The sequence below is a fragment of the Chroococcidiopsis sp. [FACHB-1243] genome (assembly GCF_014696895.1).
In the GTDB taxonomy this organism is placed as follows: domain Bacteria; phylum Cyanobacteriota; class Cyanobacteriia; order Cyanobacteriales; family Chroococcidiopsidaceae; genus Chroococcidiopsis.
In genome coordinates, this window is the sequence record NZ_JACJQX010000031.1 from 87674 (window position 1) to 93842 (window position 6169).

Consider the following 6169-nt stretch of genomic DNA (forward strand, 5'->3'; position numbering starts at 1 on the left):
TGGTATCTAAAAAGAAAATTAATTACAGTAATCTCTCGGTGGAACTCTCACCCAGACAGATGGGTAAATAGAAAAGTCAATCGCATCAACTCCTAAGTTGAGCCAAAGCAAGTAAAAATGACTACGTACATTTTTTTCGATACAGCCTTACGCATTTTTGTCAACGCCTATCTGGTTTCTGTAGTACTGCTTTTATCGGCTTCTGCCATTGGATTAGCAGTTATCGAATCAATTGAAAAAGAGCATCATCCATAACTAACTCGGCGATTTTTGCTTGAGCGTTAGCGATCGATTGAGCCAAACTCTCGCCACCAAACTCATCATTCTCGACAGAAATAAAGCTGATGTCGGTGATGCCAATAAATCCAAAGATCGTTCTTAAATAAGGGTCTTGATGATTCAGCTTTTCATTACGTTCGCCACTTCCAAAGCCAGAATCACCTCGCGCCGTAATGATAAACATTTTCTTACCTAGTACTAGTGGTTTATAAGGATTTGCAGCATCCTCTGGTTCAAACACAAATGTTCGTCTAGGGCGTACAATTTGGTCAATGTAAGCCTTGAGCGTGCTGGGAACGCTGAAATTATACATGGGAATACCAATAATATAGAGATCGGCGGCTAAGAATTCGTCCACTAGGCGATCGCTAATCCGAATTGCCTCTTGTAATTCAGGGGTTCGTTGTTCTGGCGGTGTAAAAGCAGCTGCGATCCACGGTTCGTCAACATGAGGAACGGGATTGCGACCGACATCGCGATAGGTAACAATATCAGCTGGATGATTTTGCTTCCAGGTTTCAACGAATTCTCTGGTGAGCCTGCGAGAATGGGATCGCTCTCCTCTCGGACTGGAATCAATGTGTAGAATACGTGCCATCAGATCTCCTAATGCTTTATTGCTGTAGTAGTTGCTCGTACCCTACAATTTAGCCAAGTCGAAAATTCTGGACTACTCAAACCTTGCGCGACTATCACAATCTTGCGGCGACTTTGAATCAGTTATTCAGTTATCAGTGACCTGTGACTGATAATTGAAGGTGTAAGAGATTGGGTAACTAGATGCCAGGTTTAGAGAGATCGCCGACGCGGATCGTTCAGCTTAACACCGATCTTTATCCGCCAATCTATTCCAGTCAAGCGTACGGTTGGAAAAATATTTTGGTTGAGGAATTTCGATATCCTCCAGGGCAAGAAACCTATCAAAATTTAACTAGCCATACCCTTTGTGTATCTTTAAATCGTCGTCCGTCCCGTCTGTCACTAACACTTGGAGATCGTCGTCATAGCGGTCTTTTCAGCCAAGGCGATATTTCTATTACGCCTGCTGAAGCCGTACTAATCTGTCAGGGAAATGACGAAGACAGAATTTTAAGAATTCAGCTAGCATCTCAGTTTTTCCAACAGGTTGCCCAAGATACACTCAAGCTCGATCCCGATCGCGTTGAGTTGCTGCCCGAATTTCGCGCTCGAAATCCTCAGATCGAACAAATTAGCATGATGCTGCTTGCCGAACTCACAACTGGGGGACTGGCAGGAAAACTTTATGTTGAGTCACTGACAAATGTATTAGCCGTGCATTTACTCAGAAATTACGTGGCTGTCGAGCGTAATATAGCTCTATATGATGGGGGATTGAGCGATCGCCAACTGCTGAAAGTCGCGGACTACATTAATGCTCATCTGGCTGACGACATTACCTTATCCGATTTAGCTCAATTACTCGGTATGAGTCCATTTCATTTCAGCCGCCTCTTCAAGCGATCGATACAAGTTACCCCTCACCAATACGTGCTTCAGCAACGGGTGGAACAAGCAAAGCAGTTACTCAAACAAACCGAACTATCCATTATGGACATCGCTTTGCAGTGTGGTTTCAGCAGTCACAGTCATTTAGGCAAATGGTTTCGGCAGCAAACAGGAGTCACTCCTAAAATGTACCGCATCAATTTTCGTTGAAGCTTGGACAAATAAATTTCGCAGCTACACAAATTAATCATCTATCTTAGGGTCTATTTGTCTCCTAATTTGGATATACTTAGCAAAACCATCAGCACGTTTTTGCTCGGTTTAGCTTCAGCTCTATATCCCAGGAAGTCAAATGCGCGATCGCAACCCTTTACAATTAGAAACAGAAATTGCCAGAATTGCTAGAGTCATGATGACTCGTAATTCAGAGATTGGTAACGATATTATTAGCGATTTAAGAACTAAACTGACAAGTGAAGAATTGGCGGGTTTATTACTTATAGGTATTGAGCGTATCCTTTGGTTTGATATTGATGCCGTTTTGTGGACTATAGAACGGCTGATTCCTACCGATCTCATGCAGGAAATTAGAAAAATTACCAATTTAGCGTTTTACAAGCAGTTAATTAACCAAAAATTTATTCCTGGTGTAGACTTTAGCATTGATGCCGATGGCAAACTGTTACTGAATCAAGGGGTAAAAAACAGCGACTAGTTATTAGTCTTGTCTCCCCTAATGGTGGAGGAGAAAATTAGTGGAACCGAATGAAATTCAACTCAGACGCTTGTTTGCAGCACTTCGCCCTGAATTGGTACTGCAATGGCGCACAACGCAGCTAAAGCCGGTGAAGACGCTTCACCGTCCGCTGCTTAGATATGTTGAGTTGGTACTAGGTGGAGTGCTAGCGTTGAGTTTTGAACACGCAACTAACAGTAATTGGCGCTGCCTCTATACTATTAGACACAGTGGAGAATGGATTCGGAGAGAATTTTATGTCTGACTTTAACTATCGTGCAATCTCAGATCGAGAACTGGTAAAGCGATTAGAAAAGGGTGAAATGCAGACTAATTCAGATCTCTATGCAGAGTCGATCGGACGCATGGAAGAAAAAGGAATTCTCTACAACGACACGCCTCAAGATGAGGAAAGATGGAAAGCTGATATAGCCTCTTCAGTACGAAGGAAATAGCAGGTATTTGTTCTCACTCCCAACTCCCGACTCCCCCAATCATGTTCCACACTCCCCTCAACCAACTCGTTACTATATTGGCTGCTCAGCTGCAAAACCTTTCTGACAATGCTTTAGCTTCAACTTGTACGGGAATTAACACCGATACGCGCAGCCTCAAGCCTGGAGATATATTTGTGGCTTTGCGAGGGGAAAAGTTCGACGGACATGGATTTGTCGCAACGGCAGTTGAAAAAGGTGCGATCGCGGCAATTGTTGACGGACACTATCAAGGTGATTTACCTGTATTGCAGGTACGAGATACCCTTCAGGCGTATCAACAAATTGCCTCTTGGTGGCGCAGTCAGTTTCATATTCCCGTTATTGGTGTAACTGGTTCTGTCGGTAAAACCACCACTAAGGAGTTAATTGCATCTGTCTTGGGAACTCAGGGCAACGTCCTCAAAACCCATGCAAATTTCAACAACGAAATCGGCGTACCAAAAACATTGTTGGGACTGGATACTCAGCATGACTTTGCCGTCATTGAAATGGCAATGCGAGGAAGGGGTGAAATTGCCTTATTAACTCAAATTGCTCGTCCTACTATTGGTGTCATTACTAATGTCGGCACGGCACATATCGAACGCTTGGGTTCTGAAGAGGCGATCGCGCAAGCAAAATGCGAACTATTAGCCGAAATGCCTCAAAATAGCGTGGCAATTCTCAACTACGATAATTCTCGCTTAATTTCTACTGCTAACACCGTATGGCAGGGAAAAACTATTACCTACGGTTTAGAAGGGGGAGACATTCGAGGAGAATTACTCGATTCTCAAACTTTAAAAGTAGCAGGATTAGAGCTGCCTTTACCCTTACCAGGACGACACAATGCCCTCAATTTCTTGGCAGCTCTGGCAGTAGCAAAGGTGTTGCAGATCGATTGGTCGGTGCTAAAAACAGGTTTAACTGTCGATATGCCATCAGGGCGATCGCAACGTTATGAATTAGCAGATGACGTGGTAATCTTAGATGAGAGTTATAATGCTGCACCAGAAGCTATGCTAGCAGCGTTACAACTACTAGCACAAACACCAGGAAAGCGACACATTGCGGTGTTGGGTGCGATGAAAGAATTGGGAGAGCGATCGCGAGAATTCCATCAGAAAGTTGGGGCAATGGCACGGCAGTTAAATTTAGATTTACTGCTGGTTTTGGTAGATGGTACGGATGCAGAAGCGATCGCGCAGAGTGCGGCGGGTATACCTGTAGAGCGTTGTGCTACCCCTGCGGAATTAGTCGAGCGGTTGAAAGGAGGAGGAGGAGTGAAAGCCGGCGATCGCATTTTATTTAAGGCTGCTCATTCCGTAGGTTTGGATCGGGTGGTAGAACAATTTCGACAGGAGTTTTGCACCTGAAATCTGAGATCTCGATCCCCCAACCCCCTTACAAAGGGGGCTACTAGTTTCTCTTTTTTTAGAGATGCTTCCGTAAATTGTCGCGCTTGGCTATCCAATTTGAATAGAGGCAAAAGTTCCCTCCTTTTTTAAGGGGGGTTAGGGGGGATCTTGTCTCAGCTAAAAAGTCAATGGTTAAAGTTCTTCACTCGATAAATATGGCTCGAATTGACAATAGGCTTCGTAATTCCGAAAATGTCGGGCATAGATTTCCGTAACGTCGCTAAAATCATCGTACAAAACTGAATTTACATCAATTATCTGCTTGCAAGTCCAAGTGATAGTGTCATTGTACTGATTCTGATAGCTGCATCCTTGTTGGCGGCTGTAAAGCAAAGCCTTTTCTCTAGCTTCCTCTAAAGAATTCGCTTGGATGAGTATAAAACATTCTTCGTATAAAGGTCGATTGTTTGGCGCACTTGATGATGATTCAAATAAAACCACGGCGATGTAGAAAGAAGCTTCTTTGATATCCCTATCAACTGTCATTAATATCTCCTCTCCCAGTTTCTAACTAAACATATGGCATAATACTAAGTAATTATTTATACCGTACATTTAAGTAATGATTCTAGTATTTAACGCGATCGCCTCGGCGGGAATAGCCGCGATCGCCTTTGGGCAAATATTACCCATGAGTAACGCTCCATTACCTTCTACTCAAGAGAAACCTGCTATTAAAACTTATCTCAATCTTGCGCAAACGCTCTCTAAAAACTCTAAAAAACGAGTTTTTACAGACGCTGAAGCTTTTTACTACCGAGGTTTGGCAAAGGCTAAGCAGGGAAATTATAAAGGAGCGATCGCTGACTTTACGGAAGCGATTCGGCTCAAACCTCAATATCCTGAAGCTTATTATCAAAGAGCATTAACTCGTTATCAACCAGATGAAGATGGTGAGTACGAAAATTCCGATAGTGAAGGAGCAATTCAAGATTTAACTCAAGCAATTCAACTCGATCCCAATTACGCCGATGCGTACTACGAGCGAGGTGAGATTCTCAGCAATAGTGGTGAAGTAGAAAAAGCAATTGAAGATTTTAACCAAACAATTCGACTCAATCCCGATCGTATTGCAGCTTATTTCAGTAGAGCTAATCTTCGCGAGAGCGAACTACAAGATAAAAAGGGAGCGTTAGCAGATTTCGATCGCGTCTTACAACTGAATCCAACAGATGCCTTATCATATCTACAACGGGCTAGACTCCGATCTGCTCTGGGAGATCCACAAGGAGCTTTAGCCGATGAAGCGCAGGCTGCTAAAGTTCAACCAAATAACGCCGATACATATCGTTATCGCGCTCTCAACCGTGAAGGAAGAGGAGATTTTCAAGGAGCAATCGAAGATTATACTCAAGCAATCCGCCTCACTCCTAATGATGCCATGCTCTACTTTTATAGAGCCATGACGCGCCAAAACATGAAGGATTTTCGAGGTGCAGTTGCCGATCTCAGTCAAGTTAGGCGGCTTAAATTAACTCATCCTGATAACGTTCATCCCGATGCAGCTGGTACTTATGCGTATCAAGCTCAAATTCATGAAGCAATTGGGGATTATCGAGCAGTCATAGAAGATTATACTCAAGTACTCAAGATGAAGCCGGACGACAAAGCTGCATATATGAATAGAGCTGCGGCTCGTTTGAAAATTGGCGATCGCCAGGGAGCTATTCAAGACTATTCTAAAATTATTCAGTTACTAACCAGAGCAGGGATTAGTTAACATAAAAAAGTAGCTAAGTCTGGAGTGTGCCATGAAACTCAAAGACGCTCGCCATATGTCAGCCTCTGCCCAA

General features: G+C 43.4%; 9 protein-coding genes. 7 read left to right on the plus strand and 2 right to left on the minus strand.

All coding sequences use genetic code 11. The annotated features are described in order from the left end of the window. The first annotated feature begins 117 nt into the window (after positions 1-117). The gene (locus H6G17_RS22085; RefSeq protein WP_192160772.1) at positions 118-255 is read left to right on the plus strand and encodes a hypothetical protein; all 138 of its coding nucleotides are present in this window, start codon (positions 118-120) and stop codon (positions 253-255) included. On the opposite strand, the gene H6G17_RS22090 is transcribed toward H6G17_RS22085, so the two are convergent. Beyond that, on the minus strand, positions 221-877 hold the full coding sequence (locus H6G17_RS22090; RefSeq protein WP_192160773.1) for an FMN-dependent NADH-azoreductase: 657 nt from the start codon (positions 875-877) through the stop codon (positions 221-223). The two genes, H6G17_RS22085 and H6G17_RS22090, sit on opposite strands and share 35 nt — an antisense overlap. 182 nt (positions 878-1059) lie before the next feature. On the opposite strand from H6G17_RS22090, the gene H6G17_RS22095 reads away from it, so the two are divergent. The 5 genes from H6G17_RS22095 (at position 1060) to murF (ending at position 4334) form a co-directional block, all read left to right on the plus strand. Further along, a complete protein-coding gene (locus tag H6G17_RS22095) occupies positions 1060-1956 on the plus strand; it encodes an AraC family transcriptional regulator (protein WP_192160774.1) in 897 nt (298 codons plus the stop codon). A 142-nt stretch (positions 1957-2098) separates the two neighbouring features. Beyond that, on the plus strand, positions 2099-2461 hold the full coding sequence (locus H6G17_RS22100; RefSeq protein WP_192160775.1) for a hypothetical protein: 363 nt from the start codon (positions 2099-2101) through the stop codon (positions 2459-2461). Positions 2462-2501: 40 nt separating this feature from the next. Beyond that, positions 2502-2747, plus strand: a complete 246-nt coding sequence (locus H6G17_RS22105; protein WP_192160776.1) for a hypothetical protein — start codon at positions 2502-2504, stop codon at positions 2745-2747. Further along, a complete protein-coding gene (locus tag H6G17_RS22110) occupies positions 2740-2937 on the plus strand; it encodes a hypothetical protein (protein ID WP_192160777.1) in 198 nt (65 codons plus the stop codon). Before H6G17_RS22105 ends, H6G17_RS22110 begins: the two co-directional genes overlap by 8 nt. A 41-nt stretch (positions 2938-2978) precedes the next feature. After that, a complete protein-coding gene (gene murF, locus H6G17_RS22115) occupies positions 2979-4334 on the plus strand; it encodes a UDP-N-acetylmuramoyl-tripeptide--D-alanyl-D-alanine ligase (RefSeq protein WP_192160778.1) in 1356 nt (451 codons plus the stop codon). A gap of 174 nt (positions 4335-4508) precedes the next feature. Here murF and H6G17_RS22120 read toward each other — a convergent pair whose 3' ends face one another. Continuing rightward, the gene (locus H6G17_RS22120) at positions 4509-4862 is read right to left on the minus strand and encodes a DUF4288 domain-containing protein (RefSeq protein WP_192160779.1); all 354 of its coding nucleotides are present in this window, start codon (positions 4860-4862) and stop codon (positions 4509-4511) included. A gap of 76 nt (positions 4863-4938) precedes the next feature. Between H6G17_RS22120 and H6G17_RS22125 the strand changes: the two genes are divergently transcribed. Next, positions 4939-6096 carry a tetratricopeptide repeat protein gene (locus H6G17_RS22125; RefSeq protein WP_192160780.1) on the plus strand — a complete coding sequence of 386 codons (1158 nt, stop codon included), beginning with the start codon at positions 4939-4941 and terminating at the stop codon, positions 6094-6096. Positions 6097-6169: the final 73 nt, after the last annotated feature.